Origin of the sequence: Kyrpidia spormannii, assembly GCF_002804065.1 — a bacterium.
Classification (GTDB): Bacteria; Bacillota; Bacilli; order Kyrpidiales; family Kyrpidiaceae; genus Kyrpidia; species Kyrpidia spormannii.
The window spans coordinates 1,778,603-1,803,964 of sequence record NZ_CP024955.1 but is presented as its reverse complement, the minus strand read 5'-3'; the positions used below and the strand labels follow the sequence as shown (position 1 = coordinate 1,803,964).

The 25,362-nt window shown below is 60.1% G+C and carries 27 protein-coding genes and 1 pseudogene; 25 read left to right on the top strand and 3 right to left on the bottom strand.

Features of this window, described 5'->3' with window-relative positions:
• Positions 1-39 precede the first annotated feature (39 nt).
• The 8 genes from fapR to CVV65_RS09165 all read left to right on the top strand — a co-directional run bounded on the left by fapR (position 40) and on the right by CVV65_RS09165 (position 6,067).
• Positions 40-636, top strand: coding sequence for a transcription factor FapR (fapR, locus tag CVV65_RS09200; protein WP_100669354.1), 597 nt, complete (start codon positions 40-42; stop codon positions 634-636).
• Positions 620-1,657: a phosphate acyltransferase PlsX gene (gene plsX, locus CVV65_RS09195; RefSeq protein ID WP_100667876.1), complete on the top strand. Its 1,038-nt coding sequence runs from the start codon at positions 620-622 to the stop codon at positions 1,655-1,657. The genes fapR and plsX overlap by 17 nt, the downstream gene beginning before the upstream one ends.
• Before the next feature lie 2 nt (positions 1,658-1,659).
• Entirely contained in the window at positions 1,660-2,604 is a 945-nt protein-coding gene (gene fabD / locus CVV65_RS09190) for an ACP S-malonyltransferase (protein ID WP_407928341.1), read from the top strand.
• Positions 2,601-3,353 (top strand): 3-oxoacyl-[acyl-carrier-protein] reductase, encoded by a 753-nt coding sequence (gene fabG / locus CVV65_RS09185; protein ID WP_100667874.1) that lies wholly within the window; start codon positions 2,601-2,603, stop codon positions 3,351-3,353. The genes fabD and fabG overlap by 4 nt, the downstream gene beginning before the upstream one ends.
• Before the next feature lie 26 nt (positions 3,354-3,379).
• Complete coding sequence (locus CVV65_RS09180; protein ID WP_100667873.1) at positions 3,380-3,616, top strand: acyl carrier protein; 237 nt, start codon at positions 3,380-3,382, stop codon at positions 3,614-3,616.
• Between the two features lie 62 nt (positions 3,617-3,678).
• Positions 3,679-4,923, top strand: a complete 1,245-nt coding sequence (gene fabF / locus CVV65_RS09175; RefSeq protein WP_100667872.1) for a beta-ketoacyl-ACP synthase II — start codon at positions 3,679-3,681, stop codon at positions 4,921-4,923.
• A gap of 25 nt (positions 4,924-4,948) precedes the next feature.
• A complete protein-coding gene (rnc, locus tag CVV65_RS09170) occupies positions 4,949-5,644 on the top strand; it encodes a ribonuclease III (protein WP_100667871.1) in 696 nt (231 codons plus the stop codon).
• 99 nt (positions 5,645-5,743) lie between these two features.
• Positions 5,744-6,067: a hypothetical protein gene (locus CVV65_RS09165; RefSeq protein WP_100667870.1), complete on the top strand. Its 324-nt coding sequence runs from the start codon at positions 5,744-5,746 to the stop codon at positions 6,065-6,067.
• On the opposite strand, the gene CVV65_RS16760 is transcribed toward CVV65_RS09165, so the two are convergent.
• Positions 6,025-6,537, bottom strand: a complete 513-nt coding sequence (locus tag CVV65_RS16760) for a hypothetical protein (RefSeq protein WP_157935453.1) — start codon at positions 6,535-6,537, stop codon at positions 6,025-6,027. The two genes, CVV65_RS09165 and CVV65_RS16760, sit on opposite strands and share 43 nt — an antisense overlap.
• 183 nt (positions 6,538-6,720) lie before the next feature.
• On the opposite strand from CVV65_RS16760, the gene smc reads away from it, so the two are divergent.
• The 15 genes from smc to wrbA all read left to right on the top strand — a co-directional run bounded on the left by smc (position 6,721) and on the right by wrbA (position 21,000).
• Complete coding sequence (gene smc / locus CVV65_RS09160) at positions 6,721-10,299, top strand: chromosome segregation protein SMC (protein WP_157935452.1); 3,579 nt, start codon at positions 6,721-6,723, stop codon at positions 10,297-10,299.
• Between the two features lie 73 nt (positions 10,300-10,372).
• The gene (gene ftsY, locus CVV65_RS09155; RefSeq protein ID WP_232796570.1) at positions 10,373-11,314 is read left to right on the top strand and encodes a signal recognition particle-docking protein FtsY; all 942 of its coding nucleotides are present in this window, start codon (positions 10,373-10,375) and stop codon (positions 11,312-11,314) included.
• Positions 11,315-11,380: 66 nt separating this feature from the next.
• Entirely contained in the window at positions 11,381-11,752 is a 372-nt protein-coding gene (gene ylxM, locus CVV65_RS09150; RefSeq protein WP_100667867.1) for a YlxM family DNA-binding protein, read from the top strand.
• A complete protein-coding gene (gene ffh, locus CVV65_RS09145) occupies positions 11,745-13,076 on the top strand; it encodes a signal recognition particle protein (protein WP_100667866.1) in 1,332 nt (443 codons plus the stop codon). Before ylxM ends, ffh begins: the two co-directional genes overlap by 8 nt.
• 87 nt (positions 13,077-13,163) lie before the next feature.
• Positions 13,164-13,442 (top strand): 30S ribosomal protein S16, encoded by a 279-nt coding sequence (rpsP, locus tag CVV65_RS09140; protein WP_100667865.1) that lies wholly within the window; start codon positions 13,164-13,166, stop codon positions 13,440-13,442.
• A 58-nt stretch (positions 13,443-13,500) separates the two neighbouring features.
• A complete protein-coding gene (gene rimM, locus CVV65_RS09135; RefSeq protein ID WP_100667864.1) occupies positions 13,501-14,028 on the top strand; it encodes a ribosome maturation factor RimM in 528 nt (175 codons plus the stop codon).
• Positions 14,025-14,828 (top strand): tRNA (guanosine(37)-N1)-methyltransferase TrmD, encoded by an 804-nt coding sequence (gene trmD / locus CVV65_RS09130; protein WP_100667863.1) that lies wholly within the window; start codon positions 14,025-14,027, stop codon positions 14,826-14,828. The genes rimM and trmD overlap by 4 nt, the downstream gene beginning before the upstream one ends.
• 106 nt (positions 14,829-14,934) lie before the next feature.
• On the top strand, positions 14,935-15,279 hold the full coding sequence (gene rplS / locus CVV65_RS09125; protein ID WP_013075457.1) for a 50S ribosomal protein L19: 345 nt from the start codon (positions 14,935-14,937) through the stop codon (positions 15,277-15,279).
• Positions 15,280-15,376: 97 nt separating this feature from the next.
• Positions 15,377-15,955 carry a signal peptidase I gene (lepB, locus tag CVV65_RS09120; protein WP_331250465.1) on the top strand — a complete coding sequence of 193 codons (579 nt, stop codon included), beginning with the start codon at positions 15,377-15,379 and terminating at the stop codon, positions 15,953-15,955.
• Positions 15,956-16,034: 79 nt separating this feature from the next.
• Positions 16,035-16,907, top strand: coding sequence for a ribosome biogenesis GTPase YlqF (gene ylqF / locus CVV65_RS09115; RefSeq protein WP_100667862.1), 873 nt, complete (start codon positions 16,035-16,037; stop codon positions 16,905-16,907).
• The gene (locus CVV65_RS09110; RefSeq protein WP_100667861.1) at positions 16,904-17,626 is read left to right on the top strand and encodes a ribonuclease HII; all 723 of its coding nucleotides are present in this window, start codon (positions 16,904-16,906) and stop codon (positions 17,624-17,626) included. The genes ylqF and CVV65_RS09110 overlap by 4 nt, the downstream gene beginning before the upstream one ends.
• A gap of 36 nt (positions 17,627-17,662) precedes the next feature.
• Positions 17,663-19,483, top strand: coding sequence for a penicillin-binding protein 2 (gene mrdA, locus CVV65_RS09105; protein ID WP_100667860.1), 1,821 nt, complete (start codon positions 17,663-17,665; stop codon positions 19,481-19,483).
• Between the two features lie 45 nt (positions 19,484-19,528).
• The gene (locus CVV65_RS09100) at positions 19,529-19,897 is read left to right on the top strand and encodes a YraN family protein (protein ID WP_100667859.1); all 369 of its coding nucleotides are present in this window, start codon (positions 19,529-19,531) and stop codon (positions 19,895-19,897) included.
• A 35-nt stretch (positions 19,898-19,932) separates the two neighbouring features.
• Entirely contained in the window at positions 19,933-20,226 is a 294-nt protein-coding gene (locus CVV65_RS09095) for a YneF family protein (protein ID WP_232796777.1), read from the top strand.
• A 171-nt stretch (positions 20,227-20,397) separates the two neighbouring features.
• Positions 20,398-21,000, top strand: coding sequence for an NAD(P)H:quinone oxidoreductase (gene wrbA / locus CVV65_RS09090; RefSeq protein WP_100667857.1), 603 nt, complete (start codon positions 20,398-20,400; stop codon positions 20,998-21,000).
• Positions 21,001-21,040: 40 nt separating this feature from the next.
• Here wrbA and CVV65_RS17155 read toward each other — a convergent pair.
• Positions 21,041-21,142: pseudogene (locus tag CVV65_RS17155) on the bottom strand (SDR family oxidoreductase); the annotation flags it as partial.
• A 102-nt stretch (positions 21,143-21,244) separates the two neighbouring features.
• Complete coding sequence (locus CVV65_RS09080; protein ID WP_100667856.1) at positions 21,245-23,047, bottom strand: multicopper oxidase domain-containing protein; 1,803 nt, start codon at positions 23,045-23,047, stop codon at positions 21,245-21,247.
• A 323-nt stretch (positions 23,048-23,370) separates the two neighbouring features.
• Between CVV65_RS09080 and CVV65_RS09075 the strand changes: the two genes are divergently transcribed.
• Together CVV65_RS09075 and CVV65_RS09070 are read left to right on the top strand one after the other, a co-directional pair.
• Positions 23,371-24,204, top strand: coding sequence for an electron transfer flavoprotein subunit beta/FixA family protein (locus CVV65_RS09075; RefSeq protein WP_100667855.1), 834 nt, complete (start codon positions 23,371-23,373; stop codon positions 24,202-24,204).
• A 12-nt stretch (positions 24,205-24,216) separates the two neighbouring features.
• Positions 24,217-25,323, top strand: coding sequence for an electron transfer flavoprotein subunit alpha/FixB family protein (locus tag CVV65_RS09070; protein ID WP_100667854.1), 1,107 nt, complete (start codon positions 24,217-24,219; stop codon positions 25,321-25,323).
• The last annotated feature ends 39 nt before the right edge of the window (positions 25,324-25,362 follow it).

Genomic DNA, 25,362 nt, shown 5'->3' with positions numbered 1-25,362 from the left:
GGTCCCCGGCGGGGGATCGGTCAGTGGGAGGGAAACGCCGTGGCTGTTCGCAATCGAAGGGAAAGGCAGACGGCGTTGCAAGCGCTGCTGGAGGGCAACCCTTTTCTCACCGATGAGGAGATTGCCGCGCGGTTCGGGGTGAGCGTGCAGACGATCCGATTGGACCGCATGGCCCTCGGGATTCCCGAAGTCCGGGAAAGGATCCGGGCAGTGGCAAGAAAACGGCTGGAAGGACCGCGTTCCCTGGATACCGGTGAGTTGATCGGCGAATTGATCGAACTCGAACTGAACCGAATGGCGATTTCCATCTTTGAAGTTGGAGAAGATCACGTCTTTTACCGGACGCGTATCGCTCGGGGACATCATCTTTTTGCCCAGGCGAACTCCTTGGCCGTGGCGGTGATCGACGCTCCGGTGGCGTTGACGGCGGCGGCAGACGTGCGGTTTATTCGCCCAGCTTATCTAGGGGAACGGTTGGTTGCTAAAGCCGTGGTGAGACAGAAAAAACGCGATCTCGCCCAGGTGGACGTATGGACCCGTTCGGGGGAAGATCGGGTGTTTGAAGGGCGATTTCTGGTGGTTCAGCCCCGCGGGGAACGGGAAGGAGTGGCCGGTAGCGGTGAAGATAGCCATTGATGCCATGGGCGGCGATCAGGGGCCTGCGGCGGCAGTGGAGGGAACTGTAGCCGCCGCACGCCGGTACCCGGATTTAGAACTGGTCGTCGTCGGACGGGAGGAACAGGTTCGACCGCTTTTAACGGACGCTCCGGAGAACGTGTCCTTTCTTCACGCCGAGGAGGTAATCTCCCCGGAGGACGAGCCGGTTCGGGCGGTCCGCCGCAAAGCGCGCTCTTCCATCGTCACTGCGGCCCGGTTGGTGAAAGAAGGCTCCTGTGACGCGATGTTGTCGGCGGGAAACACCGGTGCCCTGATGACGGCCGGTTTGCTGATTGTCGGCCGGTTGCAGGGTGTCGCCCGGCCGGCCCTGGCGCCGATCTTGCCGACGGTGCGGGGAAAGGGCGTATTGGTACTGGATGTGGGGGCGAATATGGACCCGGAGCCGAGCCACCTCGTTCAGTACGCTGTGATGGGGAATGTCTATGCGGAAAAAGTGTTGGGAATTCGTCGCCCGAGTATCGGTTTGCTCAATGTCGGGACCGAGGCGGGGAAAGGAAATCGCCTCGTCAAGGAAACCTACCCCCTGTTGTCCCGGTCGCCGTTTCATTTTATCGGCAATGTCGAGGCCCGGGACGTTTTTGCTGAAGCGTGCGACGTCGTGGTGTGCGACGGCTTCGTGGGCAACGTTCTCTTGAAAACCCTGGAGGGTGTGGGACTCGGAGTATTTGTGCAATTAAAGGAAATGTTTACCACATCCGGGGCGGGAAAGTTGGCGGCGGTTTTGATGCATCGCGGGTTGAAGGAGTTCCGCCGGCGGATGGATTACCGGGAGTACGGGGGAGCGCCCTTGCTCGGTTTGCGCGGGTTGGTGGTCAAGGTACACGGAGCCTCCAATGGCCGGGCTTTCGATGTGGCGATCGGCCAGACGCGAAAGTTTGTATCGGAACACGTCACCGACCTCATGCAGAAGCGGTTGAAGGAGACGGCATTTGCCAGTGCAGATAACGAAGGAACGCGCCGAGCGCGGGAGGAGGGATGAGGATGTGGGCGTGGGTGTTTCCGGGGCAGGGCGCTCAGAAGGTCGGGATGGGCAAAGCGGTGTATGATACATACGAGGAAGCGAAGAAAACGTTTCAGGAAGCGGATGCGGTGTTGGGCTTTTCGCTATCGGACCTTTGTTTCTATGGGCCCGAGGAGAAGTTGCGACAGACAGCTTACACCCAGCCGGCGATCTTGACGGCGAGTGTGGCCATGTGGCGGGTTCTCGAGGCCCGGGGTGTGCGGCCTGACGTGGCGGCGGGGCACAGTCTGGGAGAGTATAGCGCCCTGGTGGCGGCAGGGGCGCTGGATTTTGCCGATGCGGTGCGGGTGGTACACCGGCGGGGCCAATACATGCAAGAGGCGGTCCCGGCGGGTGGGGGGACGATGGCGGCGGTTCTTCAGGCCGACCGGGAGACGGTGAACCAGGTCTGTGCGGAGGTCAGCCGGGAGGTTGGACCGGTGGAGTTGGCCAATGTCAACTGCCCGGGCCAATTGGTCATTTCCGGAAGGACCGAGGCGGTGCAGGAGGCCGGCAAGAGACTTTTGGAGCGGGGGGCGAAGAGAGTGCTTCCCCTGGAAGTCAGTGGGCCTTTTCACAGTTCTTTGATGAAGCCTGCGGCCCAGCGGTTAGCCGGGGATTTGGCCCGTGTACCCCTGCGGGATGCGATCTGCCCTGTGGTGAGCAATGTCGACGCAAAACCGAGGCGCAAGGCGGATGAGATTCGCGAGGCGCTGGTTCGCCAGGTGGCGGGTCCGGTGTTGTGGGAAGACGGAGTGAGGGCGATGATCGCCATGGGTGTGACCCAGGTGGCGGAGGTCGGTCCAGGTCGGGTGGTATCCGGGTTGGTTCGAAAAGTGGATCGGAAGGTCGAGATCCTCGCGGCGGAGGATCCGGATAGTTTGGAGGCTTTGTGGAATCGCTGGGAGGCGGTGAAAGAATCGTGACCGATGCGCCACAAGGAGGAAGGGTTGCCCTGGTCACAGGAGGATCCCGGGGGATTGGCCGAGCCGTGTGTTTGGCATTAGCCGCCCGGGGGACGGCTGTGGCGGTAAACTACGTCCATCGGGAAGAGGCCGCCAATGAGGTGGTTCGGCGGATCGAGGAAGCCGGGGGACGGGCCCGGGCTTTTGGCGGAGACGTTTCGGACCCGGTCCAGGCTGACGGATTGGTGCGGGAGGTTCTTCAGGCTTTTGGGCGTCTGGACATTCTCGTGAACAACGCCGGGATTACCCGGGACATGTTGATCCTGCGCATGAAGGACGACGATTGGGATGCGGTGATGAACACCAATCTCAAGGGCGCTTTTCACTGTATTCGCGCCGCAGCCCGGCCCATGATGAAGCAGCGCTACGGGAGGATTGTCAACATCACGTCGGTGGCCGGTGTGATGGGTAACCCCGGCCAGGCCAACTATTCGGCGGCCAAGGCTGGATTGATTGGACTGACCAAAACGGCTGCCCGGGAATTCGCTTCCCGGGGGATAACCGTTAACGCCGTGGCGCCAGGGTTGATTGAGACGGATATGACGGCGGCCATGACAGAAGAAGCGGTGCAGGCCCTTCACGACCAGATCCCTCTGGGGCGCCTGGGGCGTCCCGAGGAGGTGGCTGAAGCAGTGACTTTCCTCAGTTCTGAGGCGGCGGGGTATATTACGGGGCATGTACTTCACGTCGACGGTGGCATGGCCATGTAGTATACTCTGTGAAGGGAGGTGACGAAATGTCTGATACGTTCGACCGCGTCAAGCGGATTATCGTGGACCGCCTGGGCGTCGATGAAGACAAAGTGACGATGGAAGCGTCGTTTAAAGACGACCTGGGTGCCGATTCCCTGGACATTGTGGAATTGGTCATGGAGTTGGAAGACGAATTCGGCATGGAGATTTCCGATGAAGATGCGGAAAAGATTTCGACTGTGGCTGAAGTGGTCCGGTATATTGATTCGCATCAAGGGTAAAACAATAGAGAGTCCCGTACGTTGTTGCGGGACTTTTATGTTACGTGCCGGGGGGGAAGGCCGTGAAGCGTCGGGTGGTGGTGACAGGCGTCGGAGTATTGACGCCTATCGGCAATTCCGTTTCCGAGTTTTGGTCTCATCTTCTTGCGGGGCGTTCGGGCATTCGGCGAATTGACCGGTTTGACGTTTCCGAATTCCCGACCCAGATTGCGGGAATGGTGGAGAACTTCGATCCGGAGGCCTTTATGGATCGAAAAGAAGCGCGGCGGATGGACCGGTTTGCCCAGTTTGCTGTGGCGGCCGCGAAGATGGCTCTCGAGGACGCGGGATTGTCCATGGCCGATACGGATCCGGAACGAGTGGGCGTGTACATAGGATCCGGAATCGGCGGATTGCACACATTAATGGAACAGCATCAGATTCTATTGGAAAAGGGCCCTCGTCGGGTCAGTCCTTTTCTGATTCCGATGATGATCGCCGACATGGCGTCCGGGCAGGTCTCGATCCAGTTTGGGGCGAAGGGGCCCAACAGCGCCCCGATTTCCGCCTGTGCCACAGGCACTCACGCGGTGGGGGATGCGACCCGAATGATCCAGTATGGGGCGGCGGACGTGATGATCGCCGGCGGCACGGAGGCGACCATCCATCCCATGGCCCTGGCGGGATTCTCGTCCGCCAAGGCCATGTCGACCCGGAACGATGAGCCCGAAAAGGCAGTCCGTCCTTTTGAATTGCACCGGGATGGCTTCGTCATGAGTGAGGGCGCGGGGATCCTCATTCTGGAGGCCTTGGAGCATGCCCAAAAGCGGGGAGCCAGGATTTATGGTGAAATAGTCGGCTATGGGATGAGCGGGGATGCCTTCCATGTGACGCAACCGGCTCCGGAAGGAGACGGTGCCGCCCGGGCCATGGCCGCCGCTCTGAAAGATGCGGGGCTTCAGCCCGAGGATGTCGATTATATCAATGCCCACGGTACGGGTACTGATTTGAACGACAAATTCGAGACCATCGCCATTAAGCGGGTGTTCGGTGATCATGCCTATCGGGTCGCTGTCAGCTCGATCAAATCGATGGTTGGCCACATGTTGGGAGCGGCCGGGGCGGTGGAAGCCATTGCCTCCTTGTTGACCCTTCAGCAGGGCAAAATCCCGCCGACGATCAACTATGAGACCCCTGATCCTGAGTGCGATCTGGATTATGTCCCGAATGTCTATCGGGAGGCCAAGGTGAATGTGGTTCTCTCCAATTCATTCGGTTTCGGCGGCCACAACGCCTGCATTGTGGTGCGGAGGATGCCGGAGGCCTAGCTTTGCTCGGAACAGGTGGGATACTGTGGCGACAAAATGGGATGAGTTGGAGGCGCGCCTCGGGATCACTTTCCGCAACGCATCACTCCTCCGTCAAGCGTTCACGCACTCCAGTTACCGAAACGAACACCGGGGCGATGTGGAAGACAACGAGCGATTGGAGTTTCTCGGGGACGCCGTTTTGGAACTGCTGGTCAGCGAGTTTCTTTTCCGGGCTTACCCTCGGTTTCCGGAAGGAGAACTGACACGGATGCGGGCCGCCATCGTCTGTGAGCCCTCCCTGGTGCGGTTTGCGACGGCCCTGGGGCTGGATCAATATATCCGCCTCGGCCGGGGGGAGGAGATGTCCGGGGGGCGGCGCAGACCGTCTCTATTGGCAGACGTCTACGAGGCGCTGATCGGGGCGATTTTCCTCGACCAAGGGTTGGAGGCGGCCCGGGAGTTTTTGCTGCGCATGATGTTCCCGGCCTTGCAGCGTGAGCAGGCCCCGATTCTGGATGATTACAAAACGATGCTACAGGAGCACGTGCAAAAAGTGGGTTTGGGGCCACTGACGTACCGGATCACGGATGAACGGGGCCCTGCCCATCACCGGGAGTTTGTGGCGCAGGTGTGGATCGGTGGACAAGCCTACGGGGAGGGGTCTGGACGCTCCAAGAAAGAAGCCGAACAGCACGCTGCCCGGGAGGCGCTCATGAAATTGACCGTCCTTCCGTCTTAATCCTCACCCGGGCCGGAGAGCCCCCGGTTGCCCCGCCCGCCAGTATGGGAGAACTGCTGCCGTCTCACACTATGGGTGTCGGCGACAGGAGGTGGGCGGATGAACGGTCTCTTAAAAATGTTTCTTTTTCCGGCTGTGCTGCGGTTTTGGGGGACGGCGCGGCCCGTGGCCGTGGGATTGTTGCTCTCGGTGATCGGAGTGGCGGCGGACCGCATACTCCTAACCCGGTTCGGCAATGCCCCGAGTCTTTTCATGGGCTTTCCTTTCATGTATCGAGCGATCCGCGCCGGCGGACGAACTCCGATCTGGCGGGCAATTCCTGCGGTCATCGTCTTGGGGATGGCCGAGTATGCCCTTCACGAACGTTTTTTGTCCTCGGCTTATCGGCGAGCCCCGGTCCAGGGCGGGGATCCCGACCGGTGAACCGGCTCCCCGCTCCGCCCCGTGTGGCGGTGGATCCACCGGCGAAGTGGCTCTAGAGAAGACTCCGGCCGGTAAACGGTCATTCGATGATCCGGGTCGAAGGCGATCACCCGGCCGGATCCCGGTTCCGCCCTCGGCACGACGATCCACAATTCTCTGACCGGGTGTGGCATGCCTGTTTCAACCGCTCCATCGAAGACGATTCGGACAATGTATCCAGGCGGGAAGCGAATCTGGGCCGCCGGATCGATCTTGTGACAGGAGTGGGCGATTCGGCTGACCAACTCGGCAACCTCCGCGTTCCACGGGGCGTGGCCGAGGATTTCGCCGGACCCGGCATCCCCGATCTCGACGTGGGTGCTGTCCGGGCGGGTGGCGTCAGCATTCGGTTGAACCAGGACACAACTAAAGAGCAAGAATCCGAACCACCACAACCAGGATTTTCCCCTGTTCTTACCGTTGTTTCGCACAGCGGACGCCCCCTTTCTCCATTACGTACGCCTCATGGAAGGTGCTCGTTTAGACCCCCTTGCCCCGAGGAAGATTCCCCCCATCACAAACTCGTCGGAACTAGTATCCGATCTCGATGCGGGTCCCATGTATGCTACAATGACACTACCGAATCATGGAACGATGGAACGGGGTCGACGCGCATGCACATTAAACGGTTGGAGATCTCGGGGTTTAAATCTTTCGCAGATCGGACGGAGATCGAACTGCCCCCGGGGATCACGGCGGTTGTCGGGCCCAATGGCAGCGGCAAAAGCAACATCGCCGAAGCACTGCGATGGGTTCTAGGGGAGCAGTCGGCCAAGAGCCTGCGCGGCGCCCGGATGGAGGATGTGATTTTTGCCGGGAGCGACGGGCGAAAACCGATCAATTATTGTGAAGTGTCCTTGACCCTCGACAACGAGGATGGGCGATTACCCCTGGATTACCGGGAGATTACCGTGACCCGCCGCCTGTACCGGTCAGGGGAAAGTGAATATCGGCTGAACCGTCAAACCTGCCGGCTGAAAGATGTCATCGATCTGTTTTTGGATACTGGCCTTGGCAAAGAAGCCTATTCGATGATCGGTCAAGGCCGCATTGACGAGGTTCTCTCCAATCGTCCGGAGGATCGCCGGGGAATTTTTGAGGATGCCGCCGGCATTGTAAAATTTAAAGCCAGAAAGCGCGAGGCGCTGAAGAAATTAGAAGACACCAAAGCCAATATGATGCGCGTGGAAGATGTCATCCACGAACTGACGGAACAGGCGACCCCCCTCGCCGCGGAGGCCGAACGGGAACGGCAGTATCGGGCCCTTCAGGAAGAAGCGGCCACCATCGCCGGGCGCTTGGCGGTGCACCGCATTGAACAAACCCACATGGAGTATCAACGGGCCCAGGATGAAGCGGTCAAAGCGGAACAAGCGGCGGCTCAGGAGGCGGCGGCCCTGGCGGACGCCGAGGCCCATCTGGAGCAGCGGCGCCTGGAGCTGGTGCGCCAGGACCGGGAATTGGAGGAGATCCAGAGCTCATGGGCCTCGTGGCAGGCAGAGAGGGAACGGGAAGAGGGGCAGCGCCGGCTTTTGGAAGAGCGGGTCACTCATCTTGATCAGACTTGGACTGAGGCGAAAAATCGCCTTCAAGACCTGATTTCCCGGAGGGAAACGGCTCAAGGGGAGCTTCAGAGACTGGAGGCGGAGGTCCGGTCGGCGGAGGCAGAGCTGGAGGAAAGGCGGAGGAGACTGGAAGAAGCAGAAGGGGGTTACGGGGACGCGGCCGGGACAGGACTGGAGATTCGCTTGGAAGAGTGCAAAGCTGAGCTGATCGAACGGCTCAACCAGGCGGCGGCGGCCCGGAACGAAGAACGGCATCGACGCGAGGCCCTCGAGGTGGCCGCCCGGCGCCGGGACCGCCTGATGGAGGAGTCGGCGGAGCGGAGTCGGGAGGCGCAAGATCTCAAGGCGAAACTCGAAGAGGTGCAGCGGCAAAAGGAGACCGTGGAAAACCGGGTGAAAAGCCTGGAGGAAGCCGACAGGGATCGGGTCGCCCAGGAGAGGCAACTGCGGGGGCGAATGGACCAGGCAGAAAATGGATGGCGTCGGGATCGGGAGCAGTTGGCGGCCCTGGTATCAAAATGGGAGGTTATGAAGGACCTCGAAGAGTCATATGGAGGGTACGGACGGGGAGTCAAAACTGTGCTCACCGCCGCCAAGGCCGGAAAGCTTTCCGGCGTTCTCGGGGCGGTGGCCGAGGTGATCCGAGTGCCGGACGGTCTGGACTCTGCCGTGGAAGCTGCCTTGGGGCCGGCATTGCAGTACGTGGTGGTTCGGGATGAGGATGCGGGTCGCCAGGCGATCGAGTACCTGAAACGGGCGAAGGAAGGGCGGATCACCTGTATTCCCCTATCGGTGATTCGACCTCGGACGATGTCGGAGGCCGACCGGCAGACCCTGTCCGGGGCGCCCGGCTGGGTCGGAGTGGCGGCCGATCTTGTCAAGGCGGAACCTGCCTTCCAGTCGCTGGTGTCGTATCTGCTAGGACAGGTCGCCGTGGCGAAGGATTTGCGAGGGGCGGTGGAAATGGCCCGCCGGGTCCGCCGCCGGTACAGGGTGGTGACGTTAGAAGGGGATGTGGTCCACCCGGGAGGCACGATGAGCGGGGGAGCGCCGATAAAGGGGAGCGGAAGTTTGCTTTCCCGGCGCCGCCAGGTGGAATTGATGGCCCAGCAGGTGGACGAGCAGAGAAAACGCGTCGACAAGGGAGAGGAGACTCTACGGACTCTTCGGGAGGAAGAGGCTGTTCTCGGGCGGGCGGCCGCAGAAAATGAACGAGCGCTGCACGAGGCGCGCAAGGAGGGGAACCGACTCCAGGGAATTCAAGATGATCTCGGGGCCCGGTTGAAAAGCTTGATTGAGCGGTTAGAGTGGGATCGATTCGAGATGGATCGCCTGAGCCAGGAAGTGGATGAGCAAACGCGGTACATGGAGCAGGCCCGGGAGCGAACGGTTCAAGCCGAGCGTCAAGCCGCCTTGGTTCAAGAGAAGATCAGCGCCCTCGAGGTCGAGCGCCGGGCGATGGAGGGCCAATTGGAGGAACGCCGGGCAATCATCACCGAGCTGAAAGTCCAATTGGCCTCCTTGAGGGAGAGGCGGGCCTACGCCGTTCACCAGCGTGAGGCCAAAGTTTCCGAACTTCGGGAGTTACAGCGCCAGATTGCCGCTCTCGAAAAAGAGATCGGCGAACTTGAAAAACGCCGGGACGAAACCCGAAGCCGTCTGATAACGATCTCGGAGCAACTGGAAGAAGGACAGTCTTTGGCGGCGGAGCGGCTTCGGGAACTGCAAGACGCTAAGGAAGCGAGGTTGCGGGAGGCGGAGGCGGTCAAGCGGGCGGAGGCCGCGGTGGCGGCCAGGCGGCAGGGCCTTCACCGTCTGGAACAGGATCTTCACGCGTGGACGGTTCGCCGGGAACGACTCCAGGTCGAACTGCGGCATGCCTTAGACGATTTGGCGGAGAACTTCCACATGGGGTTCGAACGGGCAAAAGAACGGTTCGGAGATGTGGAGGATCCCGGCCCGCTCTCCCGGCGGTTGGAGGAGTTGCGCCGGTCGATGCAAAGTCTTGAACCGGTGCGGTCCGGAGCGGTGGAGGAGTATGGCCGATTGCGGGAACGGCTCGATTTTTTGAGCGCCCAACGAGATGATCTCCTTGCTGCCTCTGCCCGTCTCAACGACCTGATTCGCGAAATGGACGACGAGATGTCCAGCCGGTTTTTGGCCACTGTCAAGGAAGTCGGCGCGCAGTTTCAGGAGGTATTTGTCCGCCTCTTCGGGGGAGGACGGGCGCAACTGGAGTTGACCGATCCCGCAGATCCCCTGGGGACGGGGGTGGAAATCGCGGCGCAGCCGCCGGGGAAAAAACTTCAAACCCTCTCCCTGCTCAGCGGAGGGGAGCGGGCACTGACGGCCATCGCCCTGTTGTTCGCGATTCTTCGGGTGAATCCGGTTCCCGTCTGCGTGTTGGACGAGGTGGACGCCGCGTTGGACGAAGCCAATGTCCACCGGTTTGCCAAATACCTTCGGGAATTCTCCCATGAGACACAGTTTGTGGTGATCACGCACCGCAAAGGTACGATGGAGCAGGCGGACGCCCTGTATGGGGTCGCCATGGAGGAGGCCGGGGTGTCAAAATTAGTGGCGGTGCGAATGGTGGATCCGGAACCCGAGGAGCAGACGGCCTCTTGACGGATCTTTGCGCATGGCGACGACCCGTTGCCGTGCGGGCCCGCGGGAACCAGTTGAGAAAGGAGGAGACAATTTGGGTTTGTTCGATCGTTTTCGCCAAGGACTTCAAAAAACCAGGGAGGCTGTTTTCGGCCGGATGAGTTCCCTGGTGACCGGTCGGCGGCGGTTGGATGATGCGCTGTTTGACGAACTGGAGGAGTTGCTGATTCTTGGCGATGTCGGGGTGGATCAAGCGGTGGAGTGGGTGGAGGATCTCCGCAACCAGGCCCGGGAACGCGGCGTCCGAGAAGCGTGGGAACTGCGCCCGCTGTTGCGGGAACTTCTTCTTGAAGTTTTGGGTCGGGATTCTGCGCCTTTACAGATTCATCCCGGATCTCTATCCGTCGTGCTGGTTGTCGGGGTAAACGGCGCCGGGAAAACCACCACCCTTGGCAAACTCGCTCATCGGCTCAAGGGCGAAGGCCGTAAGGTACTCCTGGCTGCCGGAGACACTTTCCGGGCGGGGGCTATTGAGCAACTGCAGGTATGGGGATCCCGGGCCCAGGTGGATGTGATTCGCCAGCAGGAGGGGAGCGACCCTGCGGCGGTGGTGTTTGACGCCATCCAGGCCGGGCGGTCCCGAGGGGTGGACGTGGTGTTGTGCGACACGGCGGGGCGTTTGCACAACAAAACGAATTTGATGGCCGAACTGGAGAAAATCCGCCGGGTGGCGGCCAGGGAGGTCGATGGAGCTCCTCACGAGGTGCTGTTAGTCATCGATGCCACCACGGGGCAGAACGCCCTCACCCAAGCCGAACTGTTCTCTCGCTCCGCCGGGGTGACGGGGGTGGTTTTGACAAAATTAGACGGGACGGCGAAAGGCGGAATGGTGTTAACGATTCGCCGGCGTCTCGGCATCCCCGTGAAATTCGTCGGGGTCGGGGAAGGAATCGAGGATTTAGAGCCCTTTGATCCGGAAACCTTTGTGGACGCCCTTCTCGGAACGGACGGGGCCGAGGGCCGGGAGAACCCTTGACAATGGCCCTGCGATCCGGTAACATTCCGGTGTAAAGCCGATTGGCTTGACAAGGCGGTGGCGCCGGTGTTGGACAAAACCACGCGGGTGAATCTGCTGTACGATCATTATGGCGCACTCCTGACGGAGAAACAGCGAAGCTTTGTCGAGTTGCATTATTTGGAAGACCTCTCCCTAGGTGAGATTGCCATTCAGTTCGGGGTCAGCCGTCAGGCAGTTCATGATCACCTGAGGCGGGCGGTGGACCAGTTGGAACAGTACGAGGCGGTACTGGGCCTTGTGAGTCGCCACATGCGCCGGCGGGCGGTCAAAAGGCAGCTTGCCGAGGTGATCGCCGGGCTTCCGGTGGACGATGATCAACAGCGGCGCTTGCTTGAATTGGTCGGGGAACTTTGTGAGGACGGCAACGGGACAGGAGGGGGGGACGGGGATGTTTGAAGGGTTGGCGGGTCGCCTCCAAGAGGCCTTTGCCCGTTTGAAGTCAAAAGGGAAACTCAGCGAGGCGGACGTGGACGAGGCGATGAAAGAAGTACGCCGGGCCCTGTTGGCCGCCGACGTGAATTTTACCGTGGTCCGGGATTTTGTCGCCAGGGTCCGGGAGCGTGCGGTGGGGCAAGAGGTCATGAAAAGCCTCACTCCTGCCCAACAGGTGATCAAGATCGTCCACGACGAGTTGACTTCTCTTTTGGGTGGCAAACCATCCACCCTCAACCTGTCCGGCCGGCCGGCGGTGGTGATGTTGGTGGGTCTGCAGGGGGCCGGGAAAACGACAACGGCCGGGAAACTGGCTCAGTGGGTGCGCAAGCAGGGCCGACGGCCCCTGCTGGTTGCTGCGGATGTCTATCGACCGGCCGCCGTTCGCCAACTGCAAACCCTGGGTGAAGGGCTTAAAGTTCCGGTGTTCTCTCTGGGCGGGGATGCCGACCCCGTGGAGATTGCCAAAGCTTCCCTGGAGCGGGCTTCTCAAGAAGGATGCGACGTGGTTTTGGTGGACACCGCCGGTCGGCTGCACGTGGATGACGCGTTGATGGAAGAATTGGAGAGGATGAAAGCGGCCGTTGCGCCCGGCGAGATCCTTCTCGTGGTCGACGCGATGACCGGCCAGTCGGCGGTGGAGGTCGCGGAAGCTTTCCACGGGCGGCTGGGGTTGACCGGAGCGATTTTTACGAAGCTGGACGGCGATACCAAGGGGGGCGCGGCCCTCTCCATCCTGTCGGTGGCTGGCTGTCCGATTAAATTTGCCGGGGTTGGGGAAAAGCTCGATGCCCTGGAACCCTTTTACCCGGACCGGATGGCCTCCCGGATCTTGGGCATGGGCGACGTCCTGACCTTGATCGAAAAAGCCCAGCAGACGGTGGATGCGGAGAAAGCCAAGCAGTTGGAGCGGCAGCTGCGGGCCGGGGAGTTCAGCCTCGAAGATTTTCTCGATCAACTCCGCCAGGTCCGCAAACTCGGTCCTCTGGATCAGCTGCTGGGGATGCTGCCGGGCATGAACAAGATCAAGGGCTTGGGCAATCTCCAGGTGGACGAGAGGCAGCTAGGCCGGGTGGAGGCCATCATTCTGTCGATGACTCCCGAAGAGCGGCGTCGGCCGGAGTTGATCGACGCCAGCCGGCGGCGGAGGATCGCTTCGGGAAGCGGTACCCGGGTGGAGGATGTTGGCCGCCTCCTGAAACAGTTCAAAGAGATGCGGAAGATGATGAAGCAGTTTTCCAGCATGGGGAAGAAAATGGCTCGACGCAAAGGATTTCGGCCCTTTTAGGCGGGAGCCCTGCTGGTTGGGTGCGCCGGCCATCCTGGTTGGAGCCGGTAATCCGAATATCTGAGTACAAAGGGGGACAAAGGTTCGGTGGTTAAGATTCGTTTGAAGCGGATGGGTGCGAAGAAACGTCCATTTTATCGCGTGGTGGTGGCAGATTCCCGGTCGCCCCGGGATGGGCGGTTTATTGAAGAAATTGGCACCTATGATCCATTAGCTGAACCAGCTGCTATCCAGATCAATACCGAGCGGGCGTTGCATTGGTTAGAGACCGGGGCTCAGCCTTCGGATACCGCAAGGAGTTTGCTTCGCAAAGCGGGAGTGATGAGGGAATTTCACGAGCGACGGGCCGGGCGAAAAGGCAAGTAATTCCCTTTGTTGAACGGCAGTTCCGGGTCCCGGGGATATCTTCCGAAGGGGGATCGCGATGACGCCGGAAGAGCCCATGTACACGGTCGGCGTGGTGGTGGGAACGCACGGTTTGCGAGGAGAAGTTCGCGTCTTCCCGCGCACCGATTTTCCCGAAGTCCGGTTCCGGCAGGGGTCGGTCTTGTGGCTGGACGGGGGGACGGGTCCCGCCCGGGAACTCCGGGTGGAGAAGGCTCGCAAACACAAGAACGTGTACATCGTCCAGTTTGCCGGATTTCATTCCATCCAGGCGGTGGAGCCGTGGAAGGGCCGGGAGTTGAAAGTGCCGGAATCGGCACTGATGCCTCTTCCGGAAGGCCAGTACTACATTCATCAGTTGGTGGGCTGCCGGGTGGTGGACGAGCACGGCCGATGGTTGGGTGAGTTGTCCGAGGTTCTTCAACCCGGAGCGAACGATGTGTATGTGGTGCGGCGGCCGGGGGCGAAAGATCTCCTGGTTCCCGCCGTCCCGTCTGTGGTGAAGCGGGTTTCCGTGGAGGACAGGCTCATGGTGGTTTCGCTCCCCGAAGGGTTGGAGGAATTGTGATCATCGATGTGCTGACCTTGTTTCCGGAGATGTTCGATGGGATCCTTCGCACCAGTATCCTCGGCCGGGCCCTCCAAGCAAAACGGCTTTCAGTACGCCTGGTGAACTTTAGAGATTTTTCCACGAATAAGCATCGGATGGTGGACGACTACCCCTATGGTGGGGGTACGGGAATGGTGTTGGCGCCCGATCCCATCGTCCGGGCCGTGGAGGACGTCGTGGCAAAGACACCCGGGGTCCGCCGGCGTGTGGTGCTGCTTAGTCCCCAGGGCAGGCGGCTGACCCAGGACATCGTTGAAGAGTTGGCCGGGTTGGATCATCTCGTGTTGATCTGTGGCCATTATGAGGGATTCGATGAAAGGGTCCGAACCCTGGTGGTGAATGATGAGATTTCCCTCGGCGATTACATCCTGACCGGGGGGGAGATCCCCGCAATGGCCATCATTGACGCCGTGGCACGGTTGCTTCCGGGTGTGCTCGGGAACGAGGAATCGGCGCGAAGGGAGAGTTTCTCTGACGGGTGGCTGGAGTATCCCCAATACACCCGCCCTCCGGTCTATCGGGGTCTATCGGTGCCCGAAGTGCTTCTCTCCGGTCATCACGGAGAGATCGCCCGGTGGAGGCGCCGGGAGGCGATCCGGAGGACTCTCTTGAGGCGGCCGGATCTGGTGAACTGGTCGGCCCTCACCCAGGAAGAGCGCAAAGAGGTGGAGGCCATCGCCCGGGAGGAAAACTTGCCTCTGCCGCAACAAATCGCGGAAGGCGGTGCGCCCCCGGCCGACCCCGAGGGGGAAAATTGATTGGACCATTTTGCCGACAGTAAGATATAATGAGCGTTGGCGATCAAGGCGGTCCTCTGCGGCTCGGAGAGGCCGGTATGAACGCCTGGTGGAAGGAGGTTGGCCGATGCATCCGGTCATTCGTCAATTGGCGGAGGAAGGCATGAGAAAAGATATCCCCGCCTTTCGTCCCGGAGATACCCTCCGGGTTCATGTCAAGGTGCGGGAAGGAAACCGCGAACGGATTCAGGTTTTTGAAGGTGTGGTGATTAAGCGCCGGGGCGGTGGGATCAGCGAGACGTTCACGGTCCGCAAGGTGTCTTACGGCGTTGGGGTCGAGCGGACGTTTCCGCTGCATTCTCCTGTGATCGATAAGATCGAGCTGGTCCGTCGAGGCCGGGTCCGCCGCGCAAAACTGTACTACTTGCGCGAGCTGACAGGGAAAGCCGCGCGTATCAAGGAAATTCGCTGAACTGGGAGAGGGACTTGTTGTCGAAAACAGGTCCCTCTCCGGCATCATGCCCACGGGTGGTGGAGGAGACCGATCAAGGAGGGGCTACTCATTGTCGATGGAGCGAGAGCAGCGGCCCGCCGGGGAGGCACCCGAGGGAAAGACGCGCGGCACCTCATCCTGGCGGGAATTGTGGGAGTGGGCGGTCGCGATCGCCGTTGCCCTCCTGCTGGCGTACTTGATTCGGCTGTTTGTCTTTGAAATTTTCGTCGTTGACGGCGAGTCCATGGAACCGACGCTACATAACGAGGAACGGCTCATTGTGGACAAGCTCGTATACGACTTTCACCCACCCCAATACGGAGATGTGGTGATTTTCCGGTATCCGGGGGATCCAAGTCAAGATTTCGTGAAACGGGTCATTGGCCTACCCGGGGATCGCATTGAAATCCGGGATGGGGTTGTTTATCGCAACGGTCAACCTTTATCGGAACCGTATATTGCGGCTCCGCCCCGGGCCCCCTACGGGCCGGTGGTGGTGCCCCCGGGTCACCTTTTTGTGATGGGGGATAATCGGAATCACAGCAAGGACAGCCGGGATCCAACGGTGGGCATGGTTCCGGATGCCAACGTGATCGGCCGGGCCGATGTGATCTTTTGGCCCTTTTCCCAGTTTCGGATTCAGCCCTTCCGATGATCCGAAGGTTAACTTTGATTCGGGCAGGTACTGACCATGACCGAGGTGTCATGAGGTTTGGACGGCAGGGGGGAGATGGGTGACGATCCAGTGGTATCCGGGTCACATGGCCAAAGCCCGGCGGGAAGTGGCCACAGCCATTCGATGGGTAGATGTGGTTTTGGAGCTGGTGGACGCCCGCATTCCTTCTGCCAGTCGAAATCCGGTACTCGGCGAATTGATCGGCGATAAACCGCGGTTAGTCGTGATGACCCGGGTGGATTTGGCAGACCCGGATGTGTCCCGGCGCTGGATCGGGTTTTTCGCCCGACAAGGGGGGCGGGCCGTGGCGGTGGATGCTCGCAGCGGCCGGGGGTTGAGGGGGATTGGCGGCGCGGTGCGGGAGCTGGCAGCCCCTTCTGTGGGACGATGGAAAAAGCGGGGGGTGCGGAACCGCGGGGTGCGGGTGCTGATTGTGGGCATCCCCAATGTGGGAAAATCTTCGCTGATCAACCGCCTGGCCGGGCGGTCTGCGGCAAAAACCGGGGATTTGCCAGGTGTCACCCGGGCTCAGCAGTGGATCCGGACATCGGAGGGATTTGAACTCCTGGATACGCCGGGAATTCTGTGGCCCAAGTTCGAGGACCCTGAGACGGGTCTGCTTTTGGCCGCCACCGGGGCCATCAAGGAGGAGATCCTCCCGTTGGAAGAAGTGGCTCTGTTTCTATTGAAGCGGTTGCAGTTGACTTACCCCCGAGCTTTGGCCGGTCGTTACGGCGACCTGGCCGGGGAGCCCGAGGACTGGCTGGAACAGGTGGGGAAAGGTCGGGGGCTTCTGATGGCGGGGGGCCGGGTGAACGTGGCGGCCGCGGCCGAACTGGTTTGTCGGGAGTTTCGAACCGGGCGTTTGGGAAGAATCAGCCTCGAAGCGCCTCCCGATGAGGCATCGGCTGAAGGGGTGGACAACGGATGAGCCCCGGGAACTCGGGGGGCGTCCCCACCCGCCTGCCCGCGCTTGGGTGGGAATGGGAGCGGAAGTTGTGGAACGAGGGCTACTCCCTGGTCGCGGGGGTGGACGAGGCCGGGGTGGGACCCCTGGCGGGTCCGGTGGTGGCGGCGGCGGTGGTGCTCCCCAAAGATTTTGATGTCGCCGGGCTGGGGGATTCAAAGCGACTGACCGCCGGGCAGAGGGAAGAGCAGTTCGAGCGCCTGCGCCGGGATGCCCTGGCCTTGGAAGTGGCGGTGGTGGACGCGGATCTGATCGATCGGCTGAATATTCTTCAGGCTGCGAGGCTGGCCATGCGCCGGGCGGTGGCGACCCTCGGGAAGCGATGCGAGGCAGTGTTGGTGGACGGCCGGCCCGTTCCCGATATGCCGGCTCCATCTTTGGCGGTGGTCCGGGGGGATGCGCAGTCGCCCAGTATAGCGGCGGCTTCCATTGTGGCCAAGGTGACCAGGGACCGGTTGATGGTGGAATACGCCGAGCGGTACCCCGGTTATGGGTTTGAGCGGCACAAAGGTTATCCCACGGCGGCCCATTTGGAGGCCCTGCAGAAGCTCGGCCCGTGCCCCATTCATCGGCGAAGCTTCGGTCCCGTGGCCCGCTGGAAAGAGCCCTGCCCGGGCGGGGCAACGATTTCTGCGCTTTTGCCGGTCCCGGGTGGGTTGGTGGATGAAGCCCGGGAGAAGTAGAATAGGGTCAGCGCGAGATTGAAGGAGGCTGGCGGCGTGTCCAACTCGGAAAACGCAATGGTACGTCGGCGGCGTCTGCTGTTGTTGATGAGTGTGGTCGTCATTCTCCTCGGGGTGTTGGCGAATCGGCTGGTGCAGCTCCAGTTGGTGGAGAGCGCGTCTTATAAACAGTTGGCCGATCGGAACCGGTTTGAAATCCTCACCCGGCCCGCCCCCAGGGGGAAGATTTACGACCGCAACGGTCAACTCTTGGTGAGCAACAAAGCCTCCTACGGTTTGTATTGGGCCGATCTCACCTCTGATGAAAACGTGGAGAAACGAATCGCCAATCAACTGGCCCCAGTGCTTCAGATGACCCCGGATGCCATTTTACAGAAGATGAACGACGCCTCCCTGGGACCGATCTGGCGGCCCATCAAACTCGGGCTTACGGACCAACAGCGGTCGTACGTGGCTGAGCATATGGGGGAGCTGAACGGCGTTCAGGTGGTGGCAACTCCCGAGCGGGACTACAAAGCCGGAACGTTGGCCTGCCACGTGATCGGCTATCTGAACTCCATTGGGCCCGAGCAATTGGACAGCTATCTGGCCCGGGGCTACCGTCGGGATGAGAAGGTGGGCCGCCAAGGTGTGGAACTGTCTTATGAAAAATATCTTCGCGGCACCGATGGGGCGTTCCGGTTTATGGTCAACGCGGCCAACCAGCCGACGGCGGGGATTGAAGCGGTCTCCCCGGTCCCCGGGGACGATGTGGTGCTCACCATCGACGCCCGGGTCCAGCAGGCGACCCAGCAGGCGCTTGCGGATCAAGTGCAGAAATTGCGCTCCCAGGGCGTGAAAAATGCCGCGGCTGTCCTGCTCGACGTGAACACCGGCCAGGTCATCGCCATGGCCAGTTATCCGTACTACGACCCCAATTGGTTTGTGAACGGGATCAGTCAGGCCCACTGGACCCAGTTCGCACCGGCGGAGATGAACCGTGCGATTCAGGATCCGCAAGTCCCGGGTTCAGTAGGGAAACTGATCACGGCCATTGCCGCCCTGCAGGACGGGGTCATCGTACCATCTTGGACCACTTACGATCCCGGTTACATTCGGATCAATCAATGGACGATCCGGGACTGGGCGGCTCACGGGACGGTCAATGTCATCGATGCGATCCGGGAGTCTTGCGACACGTTTTTCTACCGGGTCGGGATGATGGCCAGCAAGTGGACGCCGGGTATGTCTTTTACACAACTGGATCAATGGGCGAAAGGGCCGCGTACCGCTTGGATGAAGCGGTTTCAGCAGTATCAGGAACAATTTGGCCTCGGAGCTTTGACGGGAATTGATCTTCCGAACGAAGAAAAGGGCAAATTAATGGACGACGGAACGCTGCCGGCGGTGTATTATTCGGCCATCGGGCAGTACGAGCAGTTCACGCCCATTGAACTCGCCCAGTACACTGCGACCATCGCCAATGGCGGCAAACGAATGGAGCCCCACGTCGTGGATCGCATCGTGGCGCCGGACGGCTCCATTGTCAAGCGGATCGAGCCGAAAGTGCTGAATACCGTGCCGGTCTCCCCCCAGGTGCTCCAAGTGGTCCGGCAGGGGATGTATCAAGTGTGCAACGTACCTTCGGGCACGGCCTATGGCGCCTTTATCGGGGCACCGTACAAGGCGGCCGGTAAAACCGGGACGGCGGAAACCGGTCAGCAGGGGTACGACAACTCGGTGTTCGTCGGTTATGCGCCTTATGATCATCCAGAAGTGGCGGCCGCCGTGGTGGTCCCGGGAGGAGGCCACGGGGCGGACTCCGCGGCCATCGTGCGGAAAATGTTCGACGCGTATTTTGCCACCAAAGGTCACTGAGAGCCGCGGGACCGAAGCCATCCGGAAAGGAAGGGGGGAGGGCTCGTGGACCGGCGGTCGTTGGGGCGGTACGGGGAAGAGCTCGCTGCGGGGTATTTGATGAATCTCGGTTACGAGGTCATTGTGCGCAATTGGCGATGTCCGCTCGGAGAGATCGATTTGATCTGTTGCGACGGCCCCACTCTCGTGTTTGTTGAAGTTCGAACCCGGACCTCCCGTCGCATGGGTATTCCGGAAGAGAGCCTTGACGATCGCAAAAAGCGCAAGTTGCACCACTTGGTCCAGGCCTTTCTCCTCTCTCCGGTCCGGCGGCGAATGCTGACCCACGACTACCGAATCGATGTCGTGGCGGTGGAATTGGCGCCGGATAGGCGCACCGTTCGCCGCATCACCCACATTCAAAATGCCTTTTAATTCCATTCAGATGGAGAGGTGAACCCTTGATTTACGTGGGATTCATAGGCGTCTTTATTGTCGGGGTCGCGGCGGGTTTTGCGCTGGGCGTGTGGTATTTGCGAAGACAGTTGCAAAACACCCAGATGGACGAAAAGCAGGTTTTGGCCATGGCTCGGAGCATGGGGGTCAATTTGAACCAGAAACAATTGCAAACGGTGATGCGCCATATGAAACAAAATCCTCCCACAGGGAAGGGCCCCTTAGGGGCACTGGTCAAGAACAAACCGCAACCCTCGGGTCAGGCCAGCAAAGAGAAGTCGAAAACGGGCAAACGCAGGACAAAATGAAAGGGGCTCCCGGGGATTTCCAGACAATTTCTTGCGGTGCCGGGAACGATTCCTTGCGATCGCTTTATCCCATGCCACCCCATCATCCTTGCAAAAGGATAGTTTGTGTAGTATAGTTAGCAACGGGTTGCCCTATAGAGAATCACTTCTTCGTTTGGGAGGGATCAAACCATGGCGGATGTCAAGGTGGCGGTGATTTATTACAGTTCCACAGGGACGAATTATCGGCTGGCTCTTGCGGCCAAGGAGGCGGCTGAGGCGGCCGGCGCGGAGGTGCGGGTGCGCCGGGTGCGGGAGTTAGCTCCGGAATCGGCCATCGCCTCCAATCCTGCGTGGAAAGCCCACGTGGAAGCGACCCGGGATGTGCCGACGGCTGAACTCGATGACCTGGAGTGGGCGGATGCTTTCGTGTTTTGTACGCCTACCCGCTTCGGGAACGTGGCTTCCCAGATGAAACAATTTCTTGATACGGCGGGGCCCCTCTGGGCCCAGGGGAAGTTGGTCGACAAGGTGGTTACGGCGATGTCCAGTGCCAGTAACCCTCACGGGGGACAAGAGGCCACGATCCTGTCCTTGTACACGACCATGTACCATTGGGGGGCGATCGTGGTGGCACCGGGGTATACCGATCCCTCCATCTTCGCTGCAGGTGGCAATCCGTATGGTACCAGCGCCACGGTGAACGACCAGGTTTCCCTGGACGAGAAAACCCTGGCTGCGGCAAGGCACCAAATTAAACGCTTGGTGGACGTCGCGCGCCGTTTGAAGAAGTAACGACCGGGGGCGGAGGCTTTCTCCGTCCCCAAGTCGTACCACTGGCGACATACCCGCCGTCGATCACCACAGCTTGACCGGTGATGGTTAGTCCCTTTTCTGAGGCGAGGAAGGCGGCGTAATCCGCCACTGCGGAGGGTTGAGGGGTGTGCAGCCAAATGTCAATACCAGGGCGGTATCACCCGGGAAATGAGAAAAATCGAGGGATTTCGATAACCGGACTCGGATTGTGTCAGAATCTGTCTTATTGGACGTTGATAAAGGTCGTGAGCCCCCCCATTCGGGCAATTTGGTGCGCCGATCCGTCCCCCGCTTCACTGGGGTTGACGGTGTGGTCGAGAATATGACAGTGGAACATCCACTGACCGGGATTGTCAGCCGTGAAGGCGATATCCGCCGTTTGCGCCGGACCGAGGGTGATGGTGTTGGCACGTTCCGGCTGCGGCAGTGAATTTCCGTCTCTTGCCACAATTTCAAAGGTGTACCCGTGCAGGTGCATCACGTGAAATTCCTCGGCACTGGCGTTCACGAGGCGCATAAGGACCAGGTCCCCGCGGCGCACGGTTAACATCGGGGTTTCGGGAAAAGCCTTGCCGTTTAGGGCGAAGGCATTTTCCTGCTCACTTCCGCCGATCTTAAAACTGGATATTTCGTACAATGCTTCGACACTGTATGGTGGCTTCGCGGAGGAGTGGGCCGGATCGACAATGATCACCCCATGAAGACCCATATCCATTTGAAAATCATCATTAACATGGGTGTGGTACAGGTGTGTTCCTACCATTTGATCGGTCACAGTAAACCGATAGGTATAAGAACCACCGGGTGGAATTTCTGGTTGGGTTCCAAGAGTTCCCGACTGCGTGGACATCTGTGGGACTCCATCCATCGCATTGGGCACGGCCAACCCGTGCAAATGCAGGGTTGTCGGTTGAGGAAGGTCGTTCTTCAACACGATCGCGACTTTGTCTCCGACTCTGACACGGATCAGAGGCCCAGGCACCCTCTGATTATATCCCCACGCATCGATGGTGGCGCCGGGATAAAGCTCCCAGGGAAACACGGATGCCGTAAGGTCGTACTCCTTGGTGCCATCGGGTAGAATCTTCGGGGTCGCGGCCTGTTCGTGCAGCAGCTCTTCGGCCATCTGCCGTTGCTGCGCACTCTCCCGGGCCGACACCGGGGCTATGGCCCCCGGCTTCCCCGCTGCGGCGGGCAGGATGTCGCCATCCGCCTCCCGAACGGCGTGCTCCTCTCCACTTTTTCCCCCTTGGGCAGTGGCGGCCACCACTTCGGTGCCCCAGCCCAGTCCAAAACCGATCGCCAAGGCGGCCATGATTAATCTTTGGGCGGTTTCCCTCCGCACGGCGAACATCAGCTCTTTCACCACATAGAGGATGGCTCCTCCAGCCATGGCGAGAACGAAGATGGAGAGGAAATCAGAGGTCCACAAACTCCCCAACAACGTCCCGATAAAGGTCGGGCCGCCGCCGATGGCCCCTAAGAGGAGGATCGAGGGCCAGGACAGCCGCTCCCCTGTGCGCGTGGAGGCACCGACAATGCCGAACCCTTCGGTGGCATTGTGAAGGGCAAACCCGATCACCAGGCCGATGGCCAGGGCAGATTTGCCCATGGCGAACGACTGGCCGATGGCCAACCCTTCGCTGAGGTTGTGCAGTCCGATACCGGCGGCGGTGATGTAGGACAGCCGGGTTCCGCTTTCCCGCAATCCCCGCTCGATCCACTTCTCTTGGACCGCCACCAAGCCCACCAGTCCGATGAGCAGCCCAGCGATCAAAAGCAAGACCTTCAGACCGGCGGATAGAGTCGTTTCAGAACCGACGACGGCGGCTTGCACACTTCCCGCTGCATCTCCGGCCGCCTCTCCCAGAATTTCCACCATGAGATAAATGAGAATACCTGCCGAGAGCATGCTGAGAATCGCTCGTGCCTTGCCGCCGAGACCGCTCAGACGCCCGACGGGCAAACCGAAGTAGATGGTGCCTCCGGCGACGAGTCCAAGAAGCAACAGGTGCCAAGGATTCATGATACACCCCCAAAAAAGATGACTAATCTAGTCAAGTATATGATGAAAAAATTGGAGTTCACGGCTGGGAACCCTCGTCGCTACTATATCATGGGCCACGCGAGTTGACAACCCGTTTAGACAGCGGTACGTTCACCCTTTTGCCGCCAAAGATTCAATGAGATGTCATGACTTCCAAGAAAATTTAGCCTTCCGAATAAGATTCCCATGTGGTATACTATTAGGGCGACGGGGTGAGGGTTTATAATCGTAGTGGAAGTCGGCGAGGCCGCGGCGTTTTCCGGGAGGACGCTGCGGTTGCACGCGGGAAGGGAGGAGACGCCTTGCTCCATTTGGTCGTTTGTATTAAGCAGGTGCCCGACAGCCGGGAGATCCGCATTGATCCCAAAACCAACACGTTGGTGCGGCAGGGGGTTCCCGCTATTGTCAATTATTTTGATCTACACGCACTGGAAGAAGCCCTGAGGATCAAGGATGAGCACGGAGCTCGGGTCACCGTGATCAGTATGGGTCCGCCTTCGGCAGAGAAAGCCCTTCGGCAGTGTGTATCCATGGGCGCGGACGAAGGGGTTCTGGTGAGCGACCGAGCCTTTGCCGGAGCGGATACCTTGGCAACCTCTTATGTGTTGGCTTCGGCCATTCAGAAAGCCGAAGACGAATGGGGGCCCGTGGACGCCATTTTCTGCGGGAAACAAACCCTCGACGGAGATACCGGACAGGTCGGCCCGGGGATTGCCTGCCGGCTGGATATCGACCAACTCACCTATGTCGAAAAAGTCGAACGATTCGATCCAGAAAAACGAGAGATCATCGTCCATCGGCACCTTGAAGACGGGGTGGAACGAGTCAAGGCGAAGCTTCCGGTCTTGATCACCGCCCTGGCGGAGTTGAACCGCCCCCGAAGGGCCAGTTTGCCAGGACTTCTGCGGGCGGCGCGGTACCAACCGATCGTGTGGACCGCAGGCGATTTCGAGAATCTCGACCGCTCGAAGATCGGGCTTCGAGGTTCGCCGACGATCGTTTCAAAAACCTGGGTGCCCGAGCCCAAGCAGGTGGACACAGAATTTCTGGAAGGTGATAGCCCTTCCGCCGTGGCGGAGGCACTGTTGGATCGCCTGTATGCGACTGATCTTCCGCACAAACTGGGTTGGGCTTGAGGAGGGACGGATATGGCGGAAAAAGCGCCAAAAAAGCGCAAACCGATGATCGGTCTCCAGCCGGAGGGGGATGTGGACTGGTCGACTTACCGAGGAGTCCTGGTGGTGGTGGAGCAACGCGGAGGGAGAGCCAAGCCGGTCTCCTGGCAGCTACTGGGGCAGGCAAGCCGTCTGGCGGCGAAACTTGAGGCGCCGGTTATGGCACTCGTGATAGGTTCGAACGTTTCGCATCTCGCCCAGGAGGCGATTTATCGCGGCGCGGACCGAGTGTATCTCTGTGACTCACCGGAATTGGAGAATTATCGGACCCGGCCATACAGCCGAGTGTGTTTGCACGTGATTCGCACCTATAAGCCCGAGATCGTCCTCATGGGGGCGACCTATACCGGGCGCGATTTGGCCGGTGCGATCGCCACCCATCTCCCGACTGGCCTGACTGCGGACTCCACTCAACTGGAAGTGGACGATGAGCGACTGCTTTTGGCGAGTCGGCCGGCTTTTTCCGAAAAGATGCTGGCGACGATCCTCTGCAAACAGTTTAAGCCCCAGATGGCCACGGCCCGGGCTGGGGTGTTCGAGGCGTTGCCCCGGGATGAATCCCGTACCGGGGAGATCATTCCCGTGCCGCCCCAGATCAAACCGGAAGACATCGCTGTGGAGGTGTTGGAGTTTCTCGAGGCGACCGGAAAAGTCAACCTCGAGGACGCAGACGTTATTGTTGCAGGAGGCCGGGGACTCGGTGGGCCGGCGGGATTTCGCCTTCTTGAGGAGCTGGCCGCCGAGCTCGGTGGAGTGGTCGGCGCCTCCCGGGCTGCTGTGGATTTGGGATGGATCAGTCACGATCATCAAGTGGGACAGACCGGGACCACCGTCCGACCGAAGTTGTATTTTGCCATAGGGATTTCCGGAGCGGTTCAACACGTAGTCGGCATGCAGAATTCCACCTATATTGTTGCGATCAACAAGGATCCTCAAGCGCCGATTTTTAAGATTGCAAACTATGGTATTGTTGGTGATTTATTTCACATAGTTCCCGCCATTACGGAAACCCTGCGCAAACGAAAAGCCGGGGTAGGGGTTTTGAGCCAAGGTGCGGCGTCTACACCACAAACGGTGTGAGTTCGCCTGGTTTATGAAGGTAAAACGGGTCCATGTCGG